The 24,210-nt window shown below is 43.1% G+C and carries 23 protein-coding genes and 1 pseudogene; 10 read left to right on the top strand and 14 right to left on the bottom strand.

The features are described from left to right. The first annotated feature begins 137 nt into the window (after window positions 1-137). The 3 genes from CKY02_RS06875 to CKY02_RS06865 are packed head-to-tail and all read left to right on the top strand — an operon-like array spanning window position 138 to window position 3,094. Window positions 138-1,118, top strand: a complete 981-nt coding sequence (locus CKY02_RS06875; RefSeq protein WP_112894714.1) for a Bug family tripartite tricarboxylate transporter substrate binding protein — start codon at window positions 138-140, stop codon at window positions 1,116-1,118. 13 nt (window positions 1,119-1,131) lie between these two features. After that, the gene (locus CKY02_RS06870; RefSeq protein WP_112894713.1) at window positions 1,132-1,563 is read left to right on the top strand and encodes a tripartite tricarboxylate transporter TctB family protein; all 432 of its coding nucleotides are present in this window, start codon (window positions 1,132-1,134) and stop codon (window positions 1,561-1,563) included. Window positions 1,564-1,573: 10 nt separating this feature from the next. Beyond that, window positions 1,574-3,094 carry a tripartite tricarboxylate transporter permease gene (locus CKY02_RS06865; protein ID WP_112894712.1) on the top strand — a complete coding sequence of 507 codons (1,521 nt, stop codon included), beginning with the start codon at window positions 1,574-1,576 and terminating at the stop codon, window positions 3,092-3,094. Window positions 3,095-3,113: 19 nt separating this feature from the next. On the opposite strand, the gene CKY02_RS23620 is transcribed toward CKY02_RS06865, so the two are convergent. After that, complete coding sequence (locus tag CKY02_RS23620; protein ID WP_146747398.1) at window positions 3,114-3,311, bottom strand: hypothetical protein; 198 nt, start codon at window positions 3,309-3,311, stop codon at window positions 3,114-3,116. Between the two features lie 347 nt (window positions 3,312-3,658). Beyond that, window positions 3,659-4,873 (bottom strand): beta-ketoacyl-ACP synthase I, encoded by a 1,215-nt coding sequence (gene fabB / locus CKY02_RS06860; protein ID WP_112894711.1) that lies wholly within the window; start codon window positions 4,871-4,873, stop codon window positions 3,659-3,661. Window positions 4,874-6,285: 1,412 nt separating this feature from the next. Between fabB and mnmC the strand changes: the two genes are divergently transcribed. The 4 genes from mnmC to CKY02_RS26655 all read left to right on the top strand — a co-directional run bounded on the left by mnmC (window position 6,286) and on the right by CKY02_RS26655 (window position 9,059). Then, window positions 6,286-8,322 (top strand): bifunctional tRNA (5-methylaminomethyl-2-thiouridine)(34)-methyltransferase MnmC2/FAD-dependent 5-carboxymethylaminomethyl-2-thiouridine(34) oxidoreductase MnmC1, encoded by a 2,037-nt coding sequence (mnmC, locus tag CKY02_RS06845; protein ID WP_112894709.1) that lies wholly within the window; start codon window positions 6,286-6,288, stop codon window positions 8,320-8,322. Between the two features lie 126 nt (window positions 8,323-8,448). Then, on the top strand, window positions 8,449-8,748 hold the full coding sequence (locus CKY02_RS06840) for a type II toxin-antitoxin system RelB/DinJ family antitoxin (RefSeq protein WP_112894708.1): 300 nt from the start codon (window positions 8,449-8,451) through the stop codon (window positions 8,746-8,748). Continuing rightward, window positions 8,735-8,851: a type II toxin-antitoxin system RelE/ParE family toxin gene (locus CKY02_RS26525; protein WP_338015676.1), complete on the top strand. Its 117-nt coding sequence runs from the start codon at window positions 8,735-8,737 to the stop codon at window positions 8,849-8,851. The genes CKY02_RS06840 and CKY02_RS26525 overlap by 14 nt, the downstream gene beginning before the upstream one ends. A 46-nt stretch (window positions 8,852-8,897) precedes the next feature. Then, complete coding sequence (locus CKY02_RS26655; protein ID WP_478354245.1) at window positions 8,898-9,059, top strand: type II toxin-antitoxin system RelE/ParE family toxin; 162 nt, start codon at window positions 8,898-8,900, stop codon at window positions 9,057-9,059. Window positions 9,060-9,147: 88 nt separating this feature from the next. Here the strand turns inward: CKY02_RS26655 and CKY02_RS06830 are convergent, their stop codons facing one another. The 9 genes and pseudogenes from CKY02_RS06830 to hutU all read right to left on the bottom strand — a co-directional run bounded on the left by CKY02_RS06830 (window position 9,148) and on the right by hutU (window position 18,132). Then, window positions 9,148-9,426 (bottom strand): YfcL family protein, encoded by a 279-nt coding sequence (locus tag CKY02_RS06830; protein WP_112894707.1) that lies wholly within the window; start codon window positions 9,424-9,426, stop codon window positions 9,148-9,150. Window positions 9,427-9,450: 24 nt separating this feature from the next. Then, window positions 9,451-10,002, bottom strand: a complete 552-nt coding sequence (locus CKY02_RS06825) for an elongation factor P hydroxylase (RefSeq protein WP_112894706.1) — start codon at window positions 10,000-10,002, stop codon at window positions 9,451-9,453. A gap of 22 nt (window positions 10,003-10,024) precedes the next feature. Beyond that, window positions 10,025-10,828: a sulfite exporter TauE/SafE family protein gene (locus tag CKY02_RS06820; protein WP_112876290.1), complete on the bottom strand. Its 804-nt coding sequence runs from the start codon at window positions 10,826-10,828 to the stop codon at window positions 10,025-10,027. Window positions 10,829-10,916: 88 nt separating this feature from the next. Then, a complete protein-coding gene (gene aroC / locus CKY02_RS06815) occupies window positions 10,917-12,002 on the bottom strand; it encodes a chorismate synthase (protein ID WP_112894705.1) in 1,086 nt (361 codons plus the stop codon). Window positions 12,003-12,084: 82 nt separating this feature from the next. Beyond that, window positions 12,085-13,017 (bottom strand): 50S ribosomal protein L3 N(5)-glutamine methyltransferase, encoded by a 933-nt coding sequence (gene prmB, locus CKY02_RS06810; RefSeq protein ID WP_112894704.1) that lies wholly within the window; start codon window positions 13,015-13,017, stop codon window positions 12,085-12,087. A gap of 142 nt (window positions 13,018-13,159) precedes the next feature. Next, window positions 13,160-13,414 (bottom strand): annotated as a pseudogene (locus CKY02_RS06805) (zinc ribbon domain-containing protein); the annotation flags it as partial. Window positions 13,415-13,417: 3 nt separating this feature from the next. Next, entirely contained in the window at window positions 13,418-14,812 is a 1,395-nt protein-coding gene (locus CKY02_RS06800; RefSeq protein ID WP_112876293.1) for an amino acid permease, read from the bottom strand. Between the two features lie 87 nt (window positions 14,813-14,899). Beyond that, entirely contained in the window at window positions 14,900-16,444 is a 1,545-nt protein-coding gene (gene hutH / locus CKY02_RS06795) for a histidine ammonia-lyase (protein WP_112894703.1), read from the bottom strand. 8 nt (window positions 16,445-16,452) lie between these two features. Next, a complete protein-coding gene (gene hutU, locus CKY02_RS06790) occupies window positions 16,453-18,132 on the bottom strand; it encodes a urocanate hydratase (RefSeq protein WP_112894702.1) in 1,680 nt (559 codons plus the stop codon). A 939-nt stretch (window positions 18,133-19,071) separates the two neighbouring features. Between hutU and CKY02_RS25175 the strand changes: the two genes are divergently transcribed. Then, on the top strand, window positions 19,072-19,395 hold the full coding sequence (locus CKY02_RS25175) for a hypothetical protein (protein WP_193493083.1): 324 nt from the start codon (window positions 19,072-19,074) through the stop codon (window positions 19,393-19,395). A gap of 138 nt (window positions 19,396-19,533) precedes the next feature. On the opposite strand, the gene CKY02_RS06785 is transcribed toward CKY02_RS25175, so the two are convergent. Beyond that, on the bottom strand, window positions 19,534-20,133 hold the full coding sequence (locus tag CKY02_RS06785) for a TetR/AcrR family transcriptional regulator (protein ID WP_167405276.1): 600 nt from the start codon (window positions 20,131-20,133) through the stop codon (window positions 19,534-19,536). A 249-nt stretch (window positions 20,134-20,382) separates the two neighbouring features. On the opposite strand from CKY02_RS06785, the gene CKY02_RS06780 reads away from it, so the two are divergent. Both CKY02_RS06780 and CKY02_RS06775 read left to right on the top strand, forming a co-directional pair. Then, window positions 20,383-21,657 carry an FAD-dependent oxidoreductase gene (locus CKY02_RS06780; protein ID WP_162120018.1) on the top strand — a complete coding sequence of 425 codons (1,275 nt, stop codon included), beginning with the start codon at window positions 20,383-20,385 and terminating at the stop codon, window positions 21,655-21,657. 113 nt (window positions 21,658-21,770) lie between these two features. Next, entirely contained in the window at window positions 21,771-22,427 is a 657-nt protein-coding gene (locus CKY02_RS06775) for an HAD family hydrolase (protein ID WP_112894699.1), read from the top strand. Here the strand turns inward: CKY02_RS06775 and hutC are convergent. Both hutC and hutG read right to left on the bottom strand, forming a co-directional pair. Continuing rightward, window positions 22,417-23,148, bottom strand: coding sequence for a histidine utilization repressor (gene hutC / locus CKY02_RS06770; protein ID WP_193493081.1), 732 nt, complete (start codon window positions 23,146-23,148; stop codon window positions 22,417-22,419). The two genes, CKY02_RS06775 and hutC, sit on opposite strands and share 11 nt — an antisense overlap. Before the next feature lie 105 nt (window positions 23,149-23,253). Next, on the bottom strand, window positions 23,254-24,210 hold the full coding sequence (gene hutG / locus CKY02_RS06765; RefSeq protein ID WP_112894698.1) for a formimidoylglutamase: 957 nt from the start codon (window positions 24,208-24,210) through the stop codon (window positions 23,254-23,256).

The raw sequence follows: 24,210 nt of genomic DNA, 5'->3' as shown, positions 1-24,210 counted from the left end.
TTAAGCGATTGAAATCACATATCAACAACTTTTCTTGTTAATGAAAGGTAAATGAAAGGTTTTGTTATTACTAATTGAGTCAACCAGGTCTGTTTGTAGTGATTATATCTTACACGGGTATTGATGAGAGCCAATAAATGAAAATTATAACGATCAAGATGTTAGCGGCAACCGCTTTATTATTTAGCGCAAGCAGTGTTTTTGCTGCCAGTGCACCTAACCGGACCGAATGTATTGCGCCTGCAAAACCGGGGGGTGGGTTCGACCTGACCTGCAAGCTGGTCCAAGTTTCACTACTGGATACGAAAGAGATCAGCAAGCCTATGCGTGTCACTTTTATGCCCGGTGGTGTTGGCGCCGTCGCTTACAATGCTATCGTCGCACAACGACCTACTGAAGCGGGAACCATTGTCGCCTTCTCTGGCGGCTCTCTACTCAATTTGTCTCAGGGAAAATTTGGTCGCTATAACGTTAACGATGTTCGCTGGCTGGCAAGTGTTGGTACTGATTATGGGATGATCGCTGTCCGTGCCGATTCACCTTACCGTACCCTGAACGATTTGATGAATGCTTTTAAGGATAATCCCAACAGCATTGTATTTGGTGCTGGCGCTTCTATCGGTAGTCAGGACTGGATGAAAACCGCACTGCTGGCAAAAGAGGTTGGAATTGATCCTCACAAGATGCGTTATGTCGCATTTGAGGGAGGTGGTGAACCTATCACCGCCCTGCTGGGTAATCATATCCAGGCGGTTTCCGGTGATCTAAGCGAGATGGTACCTTACCTGAATGGAGACAAAATCCGGGTCCTGGCTGTTTATGCAGATAAACGACTGGATGGTGATTTAGCCAATATTCCTACTGCCAAAGAGCAAGGTTATGACCTGGTATGGCCGATTATCCGCGGATTTTACATGGGGCCAAAAGTTTCTGACGAAGAGTATCAATGGTGGGTTGATACTTTTAATAAACTACAACAAACAGATGCTTTTAAAAAACAACGCGATATCCGTGGGTTGTTCGAATTCAACATGACCGGCAAAGAATTGGACCGCTATGTGAAAAAACAGGTTGAACAATATCGTGAACAAGCCAGAGCTTTTGGCTTAGCCAAATAACAGAGTCATCATCATGAGCGATCGTATCTTTGCTACTATCTGGTTAGTACTCTGTACCATTGGGATAGTTATTGGTTGGGGAATTCAGAGCGAATACACTTATGAACCCCTAGGGCCCAGACCTTTCCCAATGATCATTCTGTCTCTGATGGCACTCTGTGCTTTACTACTACTTTTCAAAAAACCAGAGCAAAACAATTGGCCTAGTGCCCCCGTTATCCGTCGCCTAATGCTATTGATTCTCTCTTTGGTTATTTATGGTTGGTCATTCGAGTGGCTTGGTTTTCCTCTGGCTACAGCGCTGCTGACATTCAGTGTCGCGCTGTTGTTTAACGCAACACTGCCTGCCGCAATCATTTCCGGGGTGTTCCTTGGCGTCACGTTATATTTCGCCTTTGACCACTTACTTGACGTAACCCTGCCTCTCGGTAGCTGGCTCAACTGACGGAGAACTTATGGAAACCTGGATGTATCTCAGTCAAGGTTTTGAAGTTGCAATGGTGCCGCAAAACCTGATTATTGCTTTAATTGGCTGTTTTGTCGGTACGATTGTTGGGCTGCTACCGGGGCTTGGGCCGATTAATGGTGTCGCGATTCTGCTGCCACTGGCTTTCGCTTTAAAACTGCCTGCTGAATCTGCCCTGATCTTATTGGCAACCGTTTATATCGGTTGTGAGTATGGTGGGCGTATATCATCGATTCTGCTGAATGTTCCCGGTGATGCCGCTGCCATTATGACCGCATTAGACGGTTATCCGATGGCCAAACAGGGCCGTGCAGGTGTGGCACTGTCTATTTCCGCGGTGAGTTCTTTCTGTGGTTCTTTGCTGGCAATTTTCGGCATTATTTTGTTTGCACCATTACTGGCGCAGTGGTCACTGGCTTTCGGCCCTGCTGAATATTTTGCACTTATGGTTTTTGCTATTGCTTGTCTGGGTAGCATGATGAGTCAGAATCCGCTGAAATCACTATTAGCAGCATTAATAGGATTGGGTCTGGCAACTGTCGGAGTAGACGCCAACACCGGGGTTTATCGTTTTACATTCGACAATGTTCATCTGTCAGATGGCATTCAATTTATTGTTGTGGTAATAGGTCTGTTTTCTGTCAGCGAAATTTTGCTGATGTTAGAGAGTACCTCCGCCGGCAAAACCATTATCCGCAAAACAGGCCGTCTGCTGTTCAATCGCAAGGAAGCGGCTGAATGCGCCATACCAACTCTTAGATCATCCTTTATCGGTTTCTTTGTCGGTATTTTGCCTGGTGCGGGAGCGACTATTGCTAGCGCAATTACCTACATGACTGAGAAGAAGCTCAGTGGGAATAGCGATTCATTTGGTAAAGGTGATATTCGCGGCGTAGCAGCACCAGAAGCGGCTAATAATGCTTCGGCCTGTGGCTCCTTTATTCCAATGCTAACATTAGGAGTACCAGGTTCAGGCACCACTGCCGTTATGATGGGGGCATTAACGCTCTATAATATTACGCCTGGGCCGGGAATGTTCACTGAACAGCCAGATATCGTCTGGGGGTTAATTGCGGCTTTATTGATTGCCAATATTATCCTACTGATTATGAATATCCCAATGATAGGTCTATTTACACGGATGCTCACTATCCCACTCTGGTTCCTTGTTCCAGCTATTGCTGCTGTTTCAGCGGTTGGTGTATATGCCATACACAGTACGACATTTGATCTTCTGTTGATGGTAGGGTTGGGTATTTTTGGCTACATTCTGAGGAAGATGAATTTCCCGATGTCGCCATTAATCCTCGGTTTCGTATTAGGAGAAATGCTGGAACAAAATTTACGTCGCGCACTTTCTATTAGTAATGGAGAATTTGGCATTCTGTGGAGCAGCACAATTACTCAGAGTTTATTGATACTTGCCACTCTGGTTCTGATTACTCCACCAATATTAAGAATTATCCGTAAGCGCCGTATTCAGCAAATGGCTACTGAAAACAAAACGTAATAAATAAAAGCCTATAATATTACAAGATCATAATTATTATAGGCTTTCCTACCGTAACAGGAATATACCCGTCATCTTTCAAGTTGCCTCTTTGTTGGCTGCACTCACTCACCCCGGTCACATAGTTACCTATCCTCCCGGGGATTCGCTCCCTTGCCATCGCGATGCATCTTGAAATCCATAGGGTATATACTTCCATATTCACATTATATTTCACACACAATCAGAATTCAGCAAAACAGGTTTAAATTTATGCTTATAAACGGATAACACAACATGCCAAGTTTGTTGCAACATTCATAGCAAAAATCACTTTGGCAAAATACTATCTTTATCAAATAGGTGATTCAAAGCTCCCAATAACTATTAAATAGTTATTAAATAGTATTGAGTATTCAACATTGTTAACAATGGCCTTTTCTGTTGAAACAGACAAGATACGAACAGCACACAAAAACAGGAACATACACACAAAGGTGACTCGCTACACGCGGTCACCTAAGATGCATCAAATAACGACCATTGTTGTTTGGACACGATCGAAATAGTCTCTGATGAGGGAAATTAAGCTGAATACTTGCTCATCACCAAAGAAGCATTAGTACCACCGAAACCAAAACTATTGGACATCACCGTATTCAACTTTTGCTCAGTAGGTTTAGTGATGATATTCATGCCTACCGCTTTATCATCAAGATCTTCAATGTTAATGCTTGGTGCAATAAAACCATGCTCTAACATCAGTAGGCTATAAATCGCTTCGTGTACACCAGCAGCCCCCAGTGAATGGCCAGTCATCGCTTTTGTTGCAGAAATTGCCGGTGTTGTATCACCAAAAACTTCCCTGATCGCCTCCAACTCTTTCACATCACCCGCAGGAGTAGATGTACCATGCGTGTTCACATAATCAATGGAACCTTTCACACCTTGCAGTGCCATATTCATACAACGAACCGCACCTTCGCCAGATGGAACAACCATATCTGCGCCATCAGATGTTGCTCCATAACCAACAATTTCAGCGTATATGTGTGCGCCGCGTGCCAATGCATGCTCTAATTCTTCCACAACAACAATACCGCCACCGCCAGCAATAACAAAACCATCACGGCTCTTATCGTAAGTACGGGACGCTTTTTCTGGCATTTCGTTGTATTTCGTTGAAAGTGCACCCATTGCATCAAACTCACAACTCATTTCCCAGCAGAGTTCTTCACCACCACCGGCAAAAACAATATCCTGTTTTCCTAACTGAATAAGTTCAGCTGCATGGCCTATGCAATGGGCAGAAGTAGAGCATGCAGAACTGATAGAGTAGTTTACCCCTTTGATTTTAAACGGAGTTGCAAGGCAAGCTGACACACCGGAAGCCATTGAGCGGGTTACCATATAAGGTCCCACACCACGCAAACCACGAGTACGCATCCCATCAGCACCCGCAACCTGGTTATACGGGGAACCACCACCAGAACCCACTACCAATCCGCTACGAATATTGGAAACCTGATCATCAGCTAGGCCAGAATCTTTAATTGCCTCTTCCATCGCCAGATAAGCATAAACAGAGGCATCACTCATGAAGCGCTGAATTTTTCGGTCTATTAATCCGGAGGTATCCAGTTTTACATTACCCCAGACATGGCTTCTCATTCCTATCTCTTTGAATTTTTCAGAAAAAGTTATCCCGGAGCGGCCTTCTTTCAGAGATGTCAGTACTTCTTTCTGATTATTACCAATGCTGGAAACAATACCCAAGCCAGTGATCACTACACGCTTCATTAAATACCTCATTAAATATGTTTATCTGCTGGATTTCCATCTATGCTATGTAGCACTTTAGCGTACACTTGTACGCTGAACAAGTCCGATCAGGATAAAATTACGAAGAAAAATTCATCTCTCTAAAAACCCCAAATATGTTTTCACGTCAAAACAACTGTTAACTTTCATAGGATACAGTACAAAAGATTCAGATTTTAATAGATAAAAATAAATTTCAGATAGGAATTATTTTGGTAAACAATAAGATCAAAAAAACATTCGTAATTTCCATCAAAAATTTAGGCTAAAGATAATAATATCAATACAATACACATGAATTTGTCAAGCATCAGAATAATGATTAGTAGGCTTATATTTATATAGAAGTTGCTATACTTGCTATTTTTATTAAATTCCTTGCTAATTAGAAACAAATTTAATAACTGCGAATAATAAGGATGAATAAAATTTTTATGAAATGAATCAATCCCTATGTTATATTACTGACTGAATTACGGGAAATACTCAAACTTACAGCAACAAATGTTTTAGAACAGAAAATTTTCTGACTTTATCAACCGATAAAGCCATTATTCACACAAAAAATGATGGTAATTATGCTATGTCATATGCAAATGGTCGGTTCATTGTAAGACCTAGGTAACTTTACCTAATAATCCTAATGGGGGTTAATAATGAGAGGACTTGGTTATCTTCTACTGAGCGTTGGTATCATATGGATCTTAGTGGCTTTTAATATGGACATAAATGTTTTATCACAACACAGCAACAAATTTAACAAAATAGAACCAATTGCTTCACAACAAAATCATATCCTAATTGGCGCATTCATCACGCTTTACGGACTAATTATGATTATATCCAGTAAAAATCAGCGGTTATTAGAGTCTATATACAGAAGTTATACTAAGGAGATTACTGGGTTCAATTCAGAGGAGGTATTCATACCTACACCGATGCAAAACTCAGATTACTTAAAACGAGCTAATAAGAAGCGGCCAAGCGTAAAGTGATATCAATGATTGATACGATTTCATCACATTTAAAAGAGAGGCAATCAAAAGAATTTAAAAAATTATGTGAATTTCACATTCATTTATAAATACAATCCCCGCTTCACACACTGGCGGGGACTTACTTAATTGAACATTCCGTTGTTATTATGATGAGAGCTTATTCATAATAAAGACCAAACAAGTGGTTGATTATCTAAAGCAGTATAAAATAATATCCTTGCATCATGAGACCATTTATAGATTGATTTATAAAAATAAAATAGATGGAGGTGACTAACCGTACACACCGCAAGCAAGGCTCAACACTTTTCCACTCTTTTCTTCTGCCTGGTGGTACATCAACCCCAACCTCGCTAAAATCGCATTATTATCAGTAATATTACAGGCATTACCGTGAAAAATTCTGCTATTTGTACCGCAACCCTAAGTTGGAATGATCAAGGTACTCCGATTTCAACACAGTTTGATGACGTTTACTTCTCAAATCAGGATGGGCTGGAAGAAACCCGTTATGTATTTCTCAACGGTAACCGCTTCCCCCAACGATTCTGCACGCATTCCCGTTCTAGTTGTGTAATCGCGGAAACCGGCTTCGGGACGGGATTAAATTTTCTGACGCTCTGGCAAGCATTTGATGCATTTCGACAGCAAGATCCTGATACGCCATTGAAACGTCTACATTTCATCAGTTTTGAGAAGTATCCACTGAAAACCAACGACTTAAAAGCCGCACATCAACGCTGGCCTGAGCTTGAGATTTTTTCGCAGCAACTTTGCCAACAATGGCCTCAACCACTGGCAGGCTGCCACCGATTGATTATGGCAAATGGCGCTGTCACATTGGATTTATGGTTTGGTGACGTCAATGATCTGTTACCAACAATGGGTTCCAGTCTTCACGGCAAAGTAGATGCCTGGTTTTTAGATGGCTTTGCGCCTGCCAAAAACCCGCAAATGTGGAGTGAACAGTTGTTTGCTGCAATGGCGCAATTTGCTCATCCAGAAGGCACTTTTGCAACCTTTACTTCTGCGGGTATCGTCCGTCGTGGTTTACAACAAGCCGGTTTTAATGTCAGCAAAGTCAAAGGATTTGGCCGCAAAAGAGAAATGCTGACTGGGGTTCTGGCAACTCAGAAATATCAGCCGTTACCTGCACCTTGGTTTGCCCGGCCGTCAGCAAGCCACACCAATGATATCGCCATTATCGGCGGCGGGATTGCCAGTATTTTCACCGCACTCGCGCTACTGCGTCGTGGAGCGCAGGTGACTCTTTACTGTCAGGATACAACCCCGGCACAAAGTGCATCCGGTAATCGCCAAGGAGCACTTTACCCATTACTTAACGGTAATAATAACGAACTCGAAAAATTCTTTATCGCGGCATTTACCTTTGCCCGCCACCAGTATGAGCAGCTATCAGCGCAAGGAATTGATTTCGACCACCAATGGTGTGGTGTCAGCCAACTTGCTTATGATGAAAAAAGTAGCAGGAAAATTGAGAAAATTCTGGCAACAGAATGGCCGAATGAACTCGCCATCGGCATGAATTGTCACCAGTTGAGTGAAAAATGTGGGTTGGATATTCATCACCACGGCATTCACTATCCACAGGGCGGATGGCTATGCCCGGCTGAACTCACTAAAGCAGCAACAGCATTGGCACAACAGCAAGGCATGCTCTGTCGCTTCAATCATCAAGTTACCGCGCTTAATCACAACCAACATGGCTGGCAACTGCATCTGATGCATCAAGGGCAATCGTTAAACACACAGCACAAAACGGTGGTGATTGCTAACGGTCATCATCTACCCCAGTTTGAACAAACCGAGAAACTGCCGGTAACTGCTGTACGTGGTCAAGTCAGCCACATCCCAACCACAGCTGATCTGAGCCAATTGCAAAATGTGCTTTGCTATGATGGTTATATGACACCAGCTAATCCAGCCAATCAACACCACTGTATCGGTGCCAGTTATCAGCGTCATCGGCTTGATAGTGAATATTCTGAAACAGAACAACAAGAAAACCGTGATCGATTGCTGAAATGTTTACCTAATGCCGAATGGGTAAACCAAGTTGATGTTTCTGCTAAACAATCCCGCCAAGGTATTCGCTGCGTTGTTCGGGACCACATGCCAATGGTGGGAAATGTGCCAGATCTCAATAAGATAATGACAGATTATCAAGATTTGCCAGAAAAAATCCGCACAAGGAGTCCTATCATAGATGCACCTTGTTATTCCAATCTGTTTGTTATCGGGGCATTAGGTTCCCGTGGATTATGCTCTGCGCCACTCAGTGCAGAAATTCTTGCAGGGCAGATCTTTGATGAGCCATTACCACTGGATAATGAAACACTGGCGGCCCTTCACCCAAACCGTTTCTGGATCAGAAAACTACTGAGAGGCCGTAAATTGAAAAGCTATTAAGGAACCGCACCGCAAATTGTTAGATATTCATATGAATTTTGGTAATGTCATTTAATATGTCCTAACTCTTGCACACAGCTCTCAAATGAGATACATAATGGAATCTGATAAGCGGAGGATAAAAAAATGTCTACTCAAACATCAATGCTGCACGTTCGTGTAGACGACAAACTCAAGACCGATGCAACAAAAACGCTCGCTAATTTAGGCCTAACCATATCTGATGCTGTACGCATCCTGCTAACCCGTGTCGCCAGAGATGGTGCATTACCCGCTGGTTTCACCGCTGATACGGAAACTTACGACGCTTGGTTTTCCGCTAAAGTGCAAGAAGCGCTCGACGATACCCGCCAACCAGTCCCACATCAGCAAGTAATGGATGAAGCTCAAGAATTAATTGAAAGGAAACTTCGTGCTAACTCTTGAATGGAGGGAAACAGCCAGAGTTGATTTGTTGACAATTATTGATTACATATCTGACGATAATCCCCATGCAGCTCAACAGTTAAAAAACGAAATAGAGAAATAAGGTGGCAACACTACCGGAGCGCCCGCAACTTTAGCGACCAGGCCGCATTCCCGGCACGCGGGAGATGGTTGTCCGCTCCAACTATGTAGTGGTGTATGCCGAAACAACCCACACGGTGGTTATCCTACGGGTACTACATACCTCACGACAATGGCCACCATCAAACGAGATAAAAGCAAAACATAGAAAGAATAAAAATCGCTATTGAGTCTCTGATTCTGACGAACTGCACCGCCAACCATCAGATATTCATATGAATTTTGGTAGCACAGTTCGTTTTCTGCCTCTTAATAAAATTATTGAGTTTTAGCATTATCCAATAGGCGCTGCCAGGTATTAAGAACAAGAACCTGATCCGGTGGTGCCAGTTCCCCAGCTTTGATCGCATTTTGGATACTTTCTTCAACACGGTCATGAAGCTGTTCAGCCGTATGCGCACCTTCCTGCTCCAATTCTGCCACCGCTAAAGTGAGATGCCCGCGGAGATAACCACCAGCAAACAATTCATCATCACTGGCATGATCTACCATGTCATCAATTTGCGCCAAAATGCGCGTTTCAAACTCAGCGAGCATTATTTTTCCTCAAATTCAGTATTCTCAATCTGCGAATATATCTTCCGGATAGGGAAAATGTTCCGCTTTCAATGGGGGCGTATTGTAGAACGAGTGCAACCCCTGAATAAAGCACTCCGCTCTTGCAGGTATCCCTTGCGCTAAATAGTCCATGATCTGAGCATGAACTTTACGCTGAAAAACTAATCTGTCAGGTTCAAAATCCCCTTCAAGGTTGTCACAACTGACATTAAACGGAAAACCTGCCGCAGTACAAAACAACCAATCAAGTGCCTGTGGTTTAATTTCTACTTTTTCAAATTCACTTTGCGTCTGTGCATCACGCCCATCCGGGCAATACCAATAACCAAAATCCACTAGCTTACGACGCTCTTTACCCGCAATGCACCAATGAGCAATTTCATGTAATGCACTGGCATAGAAACCATGAGCAAACACAATCCGGTTATAGGGAACCTCTTCATCTGCCGGCAGATAAATAGGTTCGTTATCGCCTTTAACCAAACGAGTGTTGTATTCATCACCAAAACAGCGATTAAAAATATCAATAAGTTGTTGATAGCTATGCGTTATCATGAATTAAAAACAAGATCCTGAATCAAAAATAAAATGCTAGCCAGCTACGGATCGTATCGCCGTGATTATCATTCAGTAACTTAATACTTATCAAAAAAGAGATAATGACAATCATAGGGCGAATCAATTTTTGCCCATGAGTCAAAACCAAACTTGCGCCTAACCGTGCGCCAATCACCTGCCCTGCCAACATCACAAGGCCCAATATCCACAAAACTTGACCGCCAAGGATAAAAAGCGCCAGTGAACCTATATTAGAAGCAAAGTTCAGTACCTTAGCATGCGCGGTGGATTTTGCCAGGTTATAGCCGCACAACACAACATAAGCTAATGCATAAAATGAGCCAACACCGGGACCAAATATGCCGTCATATAAACCAAGCCCACTCCCGATAAACAAGGCAAAGGCCACAGGCGTCAAGCGACGATGGCTATCTTCCATACCAATGGCTGGCGTCAAAAGGAAATAAAGACCAATGATAATGACCAGAACCGGTAATAGCTGACAGAGAAAATCTGGCTTTATAAACTGGACAATAATCGCACCAGCCATTGAGCCAAGTAATGTCATCAGTATGGCAAAGCGTTGAGATTTGAGATCAACCTCACCGTAACGAACAAAATAGAGGCTGGCAGAGAAGGAGCCTCCCACTGCCTGCAACTTGTTGGTCGCCAACGCCTGCACCGGAGAGACACCAACGGATAACAGCGCCGGGATGGTCAATAGACCGCCACCACCAGAAATCGAGTCAATAAATCCAGCCATCACTGCAACCAGAAAGAGCAGAACGTAAACTTCCGCACTTAATGACAATAACCAGTCCATATTTCATCCCATCAAAAGAAACCGCTTATCAACATTAAGCTACCCATTTCAGTCTCTGGGATTTTCAAGGCTAGCTTCATTCTCAAATTCACCAGCGAGGAAGGCTGGATTCGACATCAGCACACTGCGCCCGCTGGCGTAATAGGTGATCCATCAGCACAATCGCCATCATAGCTTCTGCAATCGGTACAGCACGGATACCAACACAAGGATCATGGCGACCACGAGTGACCATTTCCACTTCTTCACCCTGACGGTTAATCGTTTTGCCAGGCACCATGATGCTAGAAGTTGGCTTCAACGCAATATGAGCAACAATTGGCTGGCTACTGCTAATACCCCCCAGAATTCCTCCCGCATGATTACTGGTGAATCCCCGAGCAGTTATTTCATCTCTGTTTTCGCTGCCACGTAAATTGATAACACCAAAACCATCACCAATTTCAACACCTTTTACTGCATTAATACTCATCAGCGCATGAGCAATATCAGCATCAAGGCGATCGAAAACCGGTTCTCCCAAACCAGCAGGAACATTTTCCGCGACCACTGTCACTTTCGCGCCAATAGAATCGCCCGCCTTTTTCAGTTCACGCATCAGGGCATCAAGTTGTTCAAGCTTGGTTTCATCAGGACTGAAAAATGGGTTTTGTTCCACCTGTTCCCAATCTTTCAATTGGCAATGGATATTACCCATTTGGGTCAAGCAAGCACGGACACGAATGCCATATTTATCCAGCAAATATTTTTTCGCTATTGCACCTGCCGCAACACGCATTGCCGTTTCACGAGCAGAAGAGCGGCCACCACCACGATAGTCGCGGATACCGTATTTCTGTTCATAAGTGTAATCGGCATGGCCTGGACGAAATATATCTTTAATAGCGCTGTAATCCTGAGAACGCTGGTCAGTATTTTCAATGAGTAAACCGATACTGGTGCCAGTGGTTACCCCTTCAAATACACCAGAAAGAATGCGAACCTGATCCGGCTCACGGCGCTGCGTTGTATAACGGGAAGTTCCCGGACGACGCCTATCTAAATCAACTTGCAGATCAGCTTCTGTGATTGCAATGCCCGGTGGCACACCATCGACAATACATCCCAACGCCAAACCGTGAGATTCGCCAAAAGTGGTGACCCGGAAAAATTGCCCGATACTATTTCCCGCCATCCCAATTCCTTCCTGTTAACCGTTCTTTTATTTAACTCTGCCCGTTTTGCATTATTACCGCAGCTACAGCCTATTCAATTATTCAATCTTTGAATAAGCGAAAATGTTCGTGATGTTCAACCAACTGTTGACGTGTCAACATAAATACGCCATCACCACCATATTCAAATTCCAACCAAGTAAATGGCACATCAGGATATTGTCCAATCAAATGCACCATACTGTTACCAACCTCACAAATCAATACACCTCGTTCGGTGAGAAAATTTGGCGCAGTTGCCAGAATACGGCGTGCCAGTTTCAAACCATCCGAACCCGCCGCCAAACCCAGCTCAGGCTCACGGCGAAACTCTTCCGGCAAGTCGCTCATATCCTCGGCATCGACATAAGGCGGGTTCGTGACAATAAGATCGTACTTAACCGGTGGCATATCGCGGAACAGATCAGAACGAATCGGAATGACCCGGTGGTCAAGGCTGTGATTCTGAATATTCTGTTCAGTCACGGCCAGCACATCTGCGGAAATATCCACCGCATCTACTTCTGCTTCCGGGAAAGCATATGCACAAGCAATGGCAATACAACCACTACCCGTGCAGAGATCGAGGATATTGGTGGGCTGCTCAGGGATCAATCCTGCAAATTCATTATTAATTAATTCACCAATCGGTGAACGCGGAACCAAAACCCGTTCATCAACATAAAATTCATGACCACAAAACCAGGCTCTGTTAGTCAAATAAGCAACTGGAATACGCTCATTAATACGGCGCAGTACCCGTTCAACAATACGATGACGTTCAGTTGATGTCAGTCGCGTGGTTAGCATCTCTTGTGGGATATCCAACGGCAAAAACAGTGATGGAAGAACCAGTTGCAGTGCCTCATTCCAGGGATTGTCTGTACCGTGCCCGTAATAAATATTCGCCGCATTAAACCGGCTAACAGACCAGCGCAACATATCCTGAATGGTATATAACTCAGCTACTGCCTCATCGATAAAAATCTTGTCCAAAAGCGCCTCCAACCCTGCAAATTCATTAGCCTGCTAGTTTGCCACGATCATTGAGACAAATCAGCTTTATATCAGGTTAATGATATAGAATTTTAAGTAGTGACTGCTCCCCGCCGTAAAAAACGGCGAGGCTTCCCACTTCTCAGGCCGCCACCGTCGATATGACGGATTTACGCTGGCCTCCGTGGGCAGAAACGACGAGTCCCGCCGCCTGTAATTCCAGTATGCCCTTGCGCTGGATGTTGATCGCCGCATTGATATCGCGGTCATGTTCGACATGACAAACCGGGCATTGCCAGATCCGCTTATGCAGCGGCATTTCCGGCTCTTTGTAACCGCAGCAATGGCAGGTTTTCGAACTGGCGAACCACTGATCCAGTTTAGTTTGGTTTCTACCTATTTAACACCGCGTTTCTTTGGCTGATTGAGCGCTCACAATAATGACATTTTTTCGTATCCATAAATAATAGGCGGATATTAACAGCGCGATCCATACACCTCCCACATAGAACGCAATTCGTGTCGCAGGGAAGTAACTGAGAACAGCAATAATAAATATCATAAACACGATGGTCAAAATCGGCGCAACAGGCCACATCGGTACTGGGAATTGTAATTTTTGTGCTTCTCCCGGTGACATTTTTCTGCGCATAGCAAATTGAGATAGCAAAATCATTAACCAGACCCACACAGTGGCAAAAGTCGCAATCGAAGCAACAATGACAAATACCTGTTTAGGGAGCAAATAATTGAGAACCACAGCACACAATAACGCCAGTGTCATAACCATGATCGTCACCCAAGGCACGCCGTTACGGCTTAAATGCATAAATTTTTTATGGGCTAATCCTTTCTCCGCCATACCATACATCATACGACCGGCACCAAAAATATCGCTGTTAATGGCCGAAATTGCCGCCGTAATGACGATAATATTCAGAATATTCGCCGCCGAACCAATGCCTAATCCCTGAAATATTGCGACAAATGGACTACCTTCTTGGCCGATGCTGTTCCAAGGGTAAATCGCCATTAATACAAAAATAGTGAGTACATAAAACAGAAGAATGCGAAACGGGATAGAGTTAATCGCTTGCGGGATCACTTTCGCCGGATTTTTAGCTTCACTGGATGTAATACCAATGATTTCAATACCACCAAAAGCAAACATCACAACAGCCAAAGACTCAATAATGCCCCCCAACCCATTAGGCATAAACCCTCCGTGTTGCCACAGATTTTGAACCCCCGTTGCCTGAAAATGGCCGCTAAAACCAAACAGAATAATACCGGTTCCGGCAATAATCATGGCGCTGATTGCAGCAACTTTCAGAATCGATAACCAGAATTCCATTTCGCCAAATACTTTGACTTTACAAAGATTGAGCGCGCCAATAATGAAAATAATGCTAAGTACCCATATCCAACGCGGCACTTCCGGGTACCATAGCCCCATATAAATGCCAAAAGCAGTCACATCCGCCAGACAAACGATGATCATTTCGAAAGTATAAGTCCAGCCGGTAATAAATCCGGGTAACGGGCCTAAATATTGATGAGCGTAACTGGCGAAAGAGCCGGCATCCGGTCTGTAGACCGCCATTTCTCCTAAAGCACGCATAACCATAAAGACAGCAGCACCGCCCACTAAATAAGCTAACAATACCGCCGGACCGGCCATGTTTATTGCTTCAGCAGAACCATAAAAAAGACCTGTACCAATCGCAGAACCCAACGCCATAAACCGGATATGGCGTGCGTTGAGTCCTCGCTCTAGTTGTAATGAAGCTTGCATGATTTACCCTCTTATCTTTTATTATTGGGTTTTATGAGAAAGATAAATGTGACAATCAGGCCGGTCGGGCACCGGCCATTGGCTTATTTAACGGTTATTTTTACTCTGTAATATCTGTCCAGAAGGAAGTAATGAGGAGAGATGTTGCTCAGCTAATAATTTCACAGCAGCATTAATATCAGGTGCAAAAAAACGATCCTGATCATAATAATCTACTTTCGCTCTCAAGATAACACGCGCTTCTTCCAAAATCGGGCTGCTTTTCAGGCCATTACGGAAATCGATCCCCTGGCAGGCAGATAACCATTCAATTGCCAGAATACCTCGGGTATTTTCTGCCATCTCCCATAAACGACGTCCCGCAGCCGGCGCCATTGATACATGATCTTCTTGATTGGCCGAAGTTGGTAAACTGTCAACACTCGCCGGGTGTGCCAATGCTTTATTTTCACTGGCAAGCGCCGCTGCCGTCACTTGTGCAATCATAAAACCTGAATTCACACCACCATTCTCAACCAGAAAAGGCGGAAGCTGTGACATATGTGAATCCATCAACAACGCAATACGTCGTTCTGACAATGCGCCTATCTCTGCCAATACCAGAGCCAAATTATCAGACGCCATTGCAACAGGTTCAGCATGGAAGTTACCACCGGAAATCACTTCTCCCTGCTCAGCAAACACCAGTGGGTTATCAGATACAGCATTAGCTTCAGTCAGAATAACATCAGCAGCATGGCGCAACTGAGTCAGGCAAGCGCCCATGACTTGTGGCTGACAACGTAATGAATAAGGGTCCTGTACCTTGGGGCAATTGATGTGAGAATCTGATAGTTCGCTGCTCTCCTCTAATACATGACGATACAATGCGGCAACATCGATCTGCCCCTGTTGCCCCCGTACCGCATGTACACGGGCATCAAATGGTTTGCGGGAACCCAATGCCGCCTCTACGGATAAAGAACCACAAACTATCGCTGCCGCCAACAGATCTTCTGCCTCAAATAACCCACGTAACGCAAAAGCCGTGGATACTTGGGTTCCATTGAGTAACGCCAAACCTTCTTTAGCCGCTAATGTAATGGGTTGTAAATTGGCCTTTGCCAGCGCTTCTTTGGCTGGCAGCCATTCGCCCTGATAATGCGCTTGCCCTTCCCCAAGTAATAACAAGCTCATATGTGCCAACGGCGCTAAATCACCCGAAGCCCCCACCGATCCTTTACAGGGAATATGAGGATAAATTTCCGCATTGACTAACGCGATTAATGCTTGAATAACGGCGAGACGAATACCTGAGTAACCACGGGAGAGGCTGTTAATTTTCAATACCATGATCAACCGGGTCATATTATCGTCCAACGCTTCACCGACCCCGGCAGCATGAGAGACGACAAGCGAACGCTGTAGTTTTTCTAAATTATCTTCTTCAATTCGTGTACTGGCTAATAGCCCGAACCCGGTATTAATCCCATAGGCAATGCGATTTTCAGCAAGAATCGCATTAACACACTCCACGCTGTGTTCAATAGCAGGAAAAATTTGGCTATCCAGCATGATTTTTATCGGTTGTAGATAAACCTGACGTAGTTCATCAAGGGTCAATTTGCCTGGATAAATAGTTAGCTGCTTCATAATGTTCCTTATTTTGTATTAAGCATCGGCAAGTCTAATCCTTGCTCTTTGGCACAATGGATAGCGATTTCATAACCTGCATCAGCATGACGCATAACCCCAGTGGCCGGATCGTTATGTAGCACCCGTGCTATACGTTCTGCGGCTTCATCAGTTCCATCACAAACAATCACCATACCGGCATGTTGTGAGAAACCCATGCCGACACCACCGCCATGATGCAGAGAAACCCAGGTAGCACCGCTGGCGGTGTTAAGTAAGGCGTTTAACAACGGCCAGTCCGAAACGGCATCAGAGCCATCACACATAGATTCGGTTTCGCGGTTCGGACTGGCTACAGAGCCGGAATCCAGATGGTCACGACCAATAACAATCGGTGCAGAAAGTTCGCCACTGCGTACCATTTCGTTAAAAGCTAACCCTAGCTTGGCTCGCTGCCCTAAACCAACCCAACAGATACGGGCAGGTAGACCCTGAAAGCTGATGCGTTCCCTCGCCATATCTAGCCAATGATGCAAATGTTGATCATCGGGGAGTAATTCTTTAACTTTAGCGTCAGTTTTATAGATATCCCGCGGATCACCAGAAAGCGCTACCCAGCGGAAGGGCCCGATACCACGGCAAAATAACGGGCGAATATAAGTAGGAACAAAACCAGGAAAATCGAAAGCATTTTCTACGCCGACTTCATATGCCATTTGGCGAATGTTGTTGCCGTAATCAAAAACAGGAATGCCCTGTTGCTGGAAAATCAACATCGCCTTAACATGTTCCACCATTGAAGATTTTGCTGCTTTGATGACCTCTTCCGGTGCTGAAATAGCACGTTGGCGGTATTCTTCCCAACTCCAGTTTTTCGGTAGATAGCCATTGAGAGGATCGTGTGCACTTGTCTGGTCAGTGACCAAATCCGGGCGTACGCCCCGGCGGACTAATTCTGGCAAAATTTCAGCGGCATTACCGCACAGTGCGATAGAGATGGCTTTACCTTCCTGAGTGTATTTTTCGATCCGAGCCAGGGCGTCATCCAGATCTTTCGCTTGTTCATCGACATAACCAGTACGTAGACGGAAATCAATCCTGCTTTGCTGACACTCAATATTTAGCGAACACGCTCCAGCCAGTGTTGCAGCCAGCGGTTGTGCTCCCCCCATCCCTCCCAAACCAGCAGTTAACACCCAACGGCCCTGTAAATTACCGTTATAATGCTGGCGACCAGCTTCCACAAACGTTTCATAGGTGCCTTGAACAATTCCCTGGCTGCCAATATAAATCCAGCTACCCGCCGTCATTTGGCCGTACATAGCCAGCCCTTTAGCATCCAGCTCGTTGAAGTGTTCCCAAGTCGCCCAGTGCGGCACCAAATTCGAATTTGCAATAAGTACCCGTGGGGCATTGCTATGGGTTTTAAATACCCCAACCGGCTTACCCGATTGGATTAACAACGTTTCATCGTCTTCCAACTCTTTCAGTGTTTCAATAATCTTGTCATAGCACTCCCAATTTCTAGCAGCCCGACCAATACCACCATACACCACCAGTTCATAAGAGTTTTCAGCAACTTCTGGATCAAGATTATTCATTAACATGCGCAGAGGAGCTTCGGTTAGCCAACTTTTGGCTGTTAATTGTGTTCCTCTGGGTGCCCGGATACCAACATTACGGAATTTACTATTTTGGGCGGTCACGGTCTGGCTCCTTTTGGTCTTTAGATATTTGCTAAATGTATAGTTGTACATACATGTATATTCAATAGACCAAACCATTAGCTAAAATGACAAATTGATGAGTTTATTATTTTTATTTTCTTATGAATCAATTTGTTAATATTATTTCTCTCCAATTATCAAGGAATCATATTTTTCTTATTTTTGTGTTTATAATCACAAATTATTTACATTAATTTTACAAAAATATGATTTAAGGAAGGAAAGATTTTCCTAGTACTACAGTCATAACCCGTATTGCGTACCCAGTTCATCCATTTTTCGATGATGGTATTCGATCGCTGTCCTCTCTTTTTTCAAAGCAGAACGAGTAATCATGACGGCATTACCTTGCCGGCAATTACATTGTCTGTATTTTACTCAACTTGACCACTGAGAAAATTTTTTAGCACTATTTCTCCGAATTAATTGATTTATTCTTTATTCGTGATTAAAAAAACATTAGCGATCTTGCTCTAATTAAAAAGCTTGTTATACAATATAGACATCAATTTAAATGACAATCATTATTACGCTGCAAAAGACTATGATTATAGTAAGATAAATAAAGATAATAATAATTTCAAAAAGTAAATTTATAAGAATAAGGTTGGTGACAAATATATGCGCCTGAGTATATAGAGAATTAATAGAAAGTGAATCATTAGCCAATAAATATTATGTTAATTATTTTTCCATGAGGAAGAGTGTTGAAAGATTGCAAGATTATCTGTAATGACGCTATGATAGATTATATATCCTATGGATTTCAAGATGCATCGCGACGGCAAGGGAGTGAATCCCCGGGAGCATAGATAACTATGTGACCGGGGTGAGTGAGTGCAGCCAACAAAGAGGCAACTTGAAGGATGACAGGTATATATTAATAAAGTTTTAGAAGCAATACCATTTGAATGTAGAATGACTAACTGTAATTTAAGTGGGAAATTAGTCCATACCAATATTACCCTATTTAAAGCTGGTCAAATGACGCCATATTATACAGATGAAATTCAATTAGCTATGGGTAAATTGATAACAAAAATACCAGATAATAATATCTCCCAATGGACAGTCAATCCATTAGTGATTACATTGCTTAATGATTATCATCATGAAAATATTATTGAAGCTGTTTCCATTATCTGCGAAAAAATAATCAACACGCTGTCAATTAAGGAGAATATACCCTATGGATTGCAAGATGCATCGCGACGGCAAGGGAGCAAATCCCCGGGAGCATAGATAACTATGTGACCGGGGTGAGTGAGTGCAGCCAACAAAGAGGCAACTTGAAAGATAACGGATATATCAATATAACCTGATTATGGTTAACGGGGCTGGCATTGCTGGCCCCGTCAGATTTCTTATCGAAATGAGCATTTAATCCCTAGCCAAACCACCAAACGCACAATCAATAACCTTATCGACAAATTCAGGTATAACGAGAGAAAAAGAAACCATATATTTGTAGTAAATAGCACCGAAAATGCAGTCTAACAATAAGTCACGATCAGTATGAGAAGAAATTTCTCCCCGCTCGATAGCATGTAAAATAATCTGCTTTCCTAACTGTCGTCGTGGTTCAAGCCAGCGCTGAATAAAAACCTCTCTCACCTCAGTATCGTACTGTGCTGATCCCAACAGATACCTAAACAGTAACCCGTGCTTACTTTGCAACACTTCAATAAGCTTTTTAATGGTAATCCGCATGGATTCTATCACCGGCATCTGTTTGTCATAAATAATTAGAGGTTCAATATCATCAAAGAAAGCATCCATTAAAACTGCTGATACATTCGGCCATCTACGATAAATAGTCGATTTCGCAACGCCTGAATACAAGGCAATATGGTTAATAGTAATATCTGCAATCCGTCCACTTTCAACGAGAACAAGTGCAGCATTCAACACAGCTTTTGTTGTGTCATTATCGCGTGGACGCCCACGTCTTAATGGGGATAGCCGCTCATTCTCACTCATAAATCGCTCCATTCATTGACAAATTAAGATACCCCAAAATTGGTATTGACAAATAATACCAGAAAAGCAAGTTTAGACGTTCTATTTTCGATACCAGTAGTTTCGTATTTGATAAGGGTAATCGGAATAGAATGCTATTTCTAGCAAAAAACGGGATGTACTCCGTAAAACCGAACAAATAATTCAATGCTCAACTCATAGAAAATGTTCCCAGGAACATTAATTCTGACTAAAGAATGGAGGAGAGAAATGTCTGTATATGATGTCGCTGTTATTGGCGCTGGCCCAGCAGGTTTAGCTGCGGTACAGAAATTGAAAGGAAAAGGTTTACGAGTTGTACTAATCGATAATGGCAAAGCTATTCATGAACGCGATAAAGATAATCTCGTTGAGATAACCGAAGGACACGGTGGTGCAGGGCTGTTTTCTGACGGAAAATTCTCATTTTTTCCTTCTGCCAGTGCACTTTGGGAGTTACCAAATGAACTGGAATTACGGCAAGCTTATGAATGGACATGCACCACGCTAAACACATATGGTCTGGACACACCACCATTCCCAACAAATCCCAAAGACTTTACAGTAGGTTCCGGGGAATGGGTATTAAAAGATTATCCCTCTAATTATATGTCTCTTGAAGATAGAATTAATCTTGTTGAAGATATGGTGCAAACGGCAGATGCAGATATCATCACACAAACTAAATTCCTGTCTTATACATACGTCAAAAGAAAAGATGCTCTGATTATGAATTTAAGAGACAAAAATGCCAATACTTATCAAATTGAATGCCGACGAATCATTTTAGCTAGTGGAAGATTTGGTCCATTAGAGATTGCCAGCCTGGTTAAAAAACAATCTTTCAATCGGTTGGAAGTTGGGTTCCGCATTGAACAGCAAGAAGATTTGGCATTTTTTAAAAATATGAAACAACTCGACCCGAAGTTAAAGTTTCGGTCAGATGATGGCGTTATTGAATGGCGTACTTTCTGTGCTTGCCGGGATGGCGAAACAGTATTAACAAAAACCCAAGATTTATGGACCGTTTCCGGTCATTCTGACGGCCCTTCTACAGGACGATCTAATGTTGGGTTTAATACACGTATTCTTGATGAAAATATCGCGGACCGAACACTCAACAATGTTGTTTCTGCCATGAAGCAAAAGGATTCTTACTTTAGAATCAAAGTACAAGATATATTAGCAGGAAATGCTCACATAATTACACAGCTTGCATCTATTTATGGCGAAGAGCTATTCGATAAGATGTTACAAGGATTGCGTAATATCATTAAAAAATTTCCCGAAATCGATCACGAAAATACGCATATCGTCGGGCCTACATTGGAAGGTGTCGGTTGGTACCCCAGTCTTGACGGCGATTTAAGCCTGGAAACTTCCCCTTATCCTGTATGGGTTGCAGGTGACGCTTGTGGAATTTTCAGAGGTATTGTTGCTGCAATGATTAGTGGTCACTATGCCGCCTCAGCGGTTCTTAAGACCTTGGCAGTAGAAGCCGCCTAATTCGTGAGCTAACTGAATAAGCGGGGGATTACTAAGATAGGTAATCCCTATATGTTTACCATCACGAACAAACCTACCCTACCCCTATAACGAAAAAATTACTTAGGTTTATTATGAAAGTATTACATGTTTTTGATATGGACGGCACTCTTCTCAGAGGAACCACAGCAAGTCTGGAAATTGCCCGTACAATGAATTGCCTGACAGAGCTTCATCTGCTGGAAAAACAATTTTCTCAAGGAGATATAGATACCAAGAAATTTGCCGCTGAATTACAACGTCTATGGTCAAACTTGCAGTACGCTGACGTTGCTAAAGTTTTTCATGCCTCACCGTGGATTGGAGGAATAAAAGAGGTTTTTGACGATATCAGAACCAAAGGTGAAATATCTATGGTCATTACCCTATCACCAGACTTCTTTGCCCAACATTTAAAAAAATTTGGGGTTGATATCGTTGTTGCATCAAATTTTCCTGCTTTACCTTTTCGTGAATCGATTGATCCAGAACAGATATTAACGCCCGAAAGTAAATTACAGATAGTGAAAAAATATGTACAGGAACATGGGCTAAATTTGGAAAAATGTGTTGCCTATGGTGATTCTGGCTCTGACATCCCCTTATTTAATGCGCTTACCAATACGGTTGCCATAAATGGAACGGATAAAATACGTGAAATCGCATTAATCCATTATGAAGGTAATGATCTATGGCAACCCTATCAACTCATACGGAAAAAAATCAGTTATGAGGATATAGCTATGAGTTGAAACGTCCTTTCAATTTATACCGATTACCCGGAAATAACAGCCTGGCACTGGAAACAGTATAATGAGTCGACCAAGTTCGGCGACTAATTAACAAACAGGGAGCCCCTGACTCAATTTGCAACAACTTGCAGGATCGAGGATCGCCAGCAATAGCTTCCACAATATGTTCACCTTCCGTTAGAGGTGCAATCATTGACAAATAATCGTGTGGCGTAAGTTTCGTAAAATCCTGTTGCAAATAATCAGGCACCGCTTGGGCATTAACATAACGATCTTCTATTTGAACAGGAACATCGTTTTCATAATGGACAATAACCGAATGATAAATCGGCGTACCAACAATAATGTCCAATTCAGCGGCCTGTTTCACATCCGCATCCAGCTCGGATAATTTTAATATTTTACAGCGATGCTGATGAGAACGAGCTGAAATCTCATCAGCAATGCTGTGAATTTCGAACAGAGCGGATTGCCCCTTCGGTTCTGCGACAAACGATCCCACGCCTTGCAGCCGTACTAATAGCCCTTCAGCGGTCAACTCACGCAGTGCACGGTTAGCAGTCATACGGCTACAGTTAAACTGTTTAACCAATTCAGCTTCAGAAGGAACACGATCATTTGATTTCCATTCACCGGTGTAGATTTTTTCAATGATAGATTGTTTCACTTTGGCATACAGAGGCGCAGGTTTGGCAAATGATCCTGATAAATGCGTCGTCACAATAAATTCCTTATGCTGTAAAAATGTTAAGTGATTAATTACACTCACTTTATCAAGCTATCTTTGCCAAAATAGAAAACACAATAGTACTGTTATTTTAGATAATCAATACCACCAATGTGCTAATTGCCAGGCAAGACGTGCTGCTGCTCTTCCACCTATACCTTGTATATCAAATATTGGATTGAGCTCAACCAAATCAGCCGCCTGTAGTTTACCGCTCTGACAAATTGGCTGAATTAATTGCAGAAGGCGCTCCAATGGCAGCCCCAATGCGGCTGGCGCAGAGACTGCTGGCATCTGATAAGCAGGTAATACATCCAAATCGATCGTCATGTAAATCAAATCAACTTGCTGGAGTATATCTTGTATCTGCTGTTGTACCTTGTCCAGCATAGTTTCACGACATTGATTATCCCAGATAATCGTAGCGTTCAAGCGATTTGCTTCATCCACCAATGCCTGCGTATTAGACGCCAAACTTGCGCCAATGCAAGTATAGTGAAATAGACGTTGATGTTGCTGACAATATTCAGCAAGTTGACGAAATGGTGTACCAGAAGTGGGCTGCGGCGAACGCCGTAAATCGAGATGAGCATCAAAGTTAATAATACCAACACGTTGATGTGGAAAAGCATCATACATGCCAACACCATGAGCAAAAGCCGTTTCATGTCCACCACCCAATACCAAGGTACGTACGTTCTGACATTGACATTGGGTAACGGCATCAGACAAGGATTGTTGTGCTTCACTCAATTGATTGGGATTAGCACGAACGCTTCCCAAATCCACCAATCTATCATGCCCTTTATGACTAGCCATATTTGCCAACGACTGCCGCAAATAATCAGGGCCTTGATTGGCACCAGGCCTCCCCTGATTGCGCTTTACACCTTCATCACATTCAAACCCTAAGAGAGCAATATAGTGAGAAAATTCTTCCGGCGTAAAATACGGAGATACTTTAACTGTTTGAAAAAGCCGGAGTGCATTATCCGCTTCTGCCAAATCATTTCGTCCTTGCCAAATAGTCGGCGAAGTAGCATGCCATAAATTCAT

The organism is Photorhabdus bodei, from assembly GCF_003287735.1.
GTDB lineage: Bacteria > Pseudomonadota > Gammaproteobacteria > Enterobacterales > Enterobacteriaceae > Photorhabdus > Photorhabdus kayaii.
This window is presented reverse-complemented; position numbering and strand designations above follow the sequence as displayed.

Excerpts from the sequence above, each read along its gene's own strand:
- fabB (WP_112894711.1), bottom strand. The coding sequence starts at position 4,873 with ATGAAGCGTGTAGTGATCACTGGCTTGGGTATTGTTTCCAGCATTGGT.
- CKY02_RS06830 (WP_112894707.1), bottom strand. The coding sequence starts at position 9,426 with ATGCTCGCTGAGTTTGAAACGCGCATTTTGGCGCAAATTGATGACATG.
- CKY02_RS06825 (WP_112894706.1), bottom strand. The coding sequence starts at position 10,002 with ATGATAACGCATAGCTATCAACAACTTATTGATATTTTTAATCGCTGT.
- CKY02_RS06780 (WP_162120018.1), top strand. The coding sequence starts at position 20,383 with ATGTCTGTATATGATGTCGCTGTTATTGGCGCTGGCCCAGCAGGTTTA.
- CKY02_RS06840 (WP_112894708.1), top strand. The coding sequence starts at position 8,449 with ATGTCTACTCAAACATCAATGCTGCACGTTCGTGTAGACGACAAACTC.
- CKY02_RS06785 (WP_167405276.1), bottom strand. The coding sequence starts at position 20,133 with ATGAGTGAGAATGAGCGGCTATCCCCATTAAGACGTGGGCGTCCACGC.
- hutG (WP_112894698.1), bottom strand. The coding sequence starts at position 24,210 with ATGAATTTATGGCATGCTACTTCGCCGACTATTTGGCAAGGACGAAAT.
- hutH (WP_112894703.1), bottom strand. The coding sequence starts at position 16,444 with ATGAAGCAGCTAACTATTTATCCAGGCAAATTGACCCTTGATGAACTA.
- aroC (WP_112894705.1), bottom strand. The coding sequence starts at position 12,002 with ATGGCGGGAAATAGTATCGGGCAATTTTTCCGGGTCACCACTTTTGGC.
- CKY02_RS06820 (WP_112876290.1), bottom strand. The coding sequence starts at position 10,828 with ATGGACTGGTTATTGTCATTAAGTGCGGAAGTTTACGTTCTGCTCTTT.
- CKY02_RS06775 (WP_112894699.1), top strand. The coding sequence starts at position 21,771 with ATGAAAGTATTACATGTTTTTGATATGGACGGCACTCTTCTCAGAGGA.
- CKY02_RS06800 (WP_112876293.1), bottom strand. The coding sequence starts at position 14,812 with ATGCAAGCTTCATTACAACTAGAGCGAGGACTCAACGCACGCCATATC.
- CKY02_RS06865 (WP_112894712.1), top strand. The coding sequence starts at position 1,574 with ATGGAAACCTGGATGTATCTCAGTCAAGGTTTTGAAGTTGCAATGGTG.
- CKY02_RS06870 (WP_112894713.1), top strand. The coding sequence starts at position 1,132 with ATGAGCGATCGTATCTTTGCTACTATCTGGTTAGTACTCTGTACCATT.
- CKY02_RS06875 (WP_112894714.1), top strand. The coding sequence starts at position 138 with ATGAAAATTATAACGATCAAGATGTTAGCGGCAACCGCTTTATTATTT.
- CKY02_RS25175 (WP_193493083.1), top strand. The coding sequence starts at position 19,072 with ATGACTAACTGTAATTTAAGTGGGAAATTAGTCCATACCAATATTACC.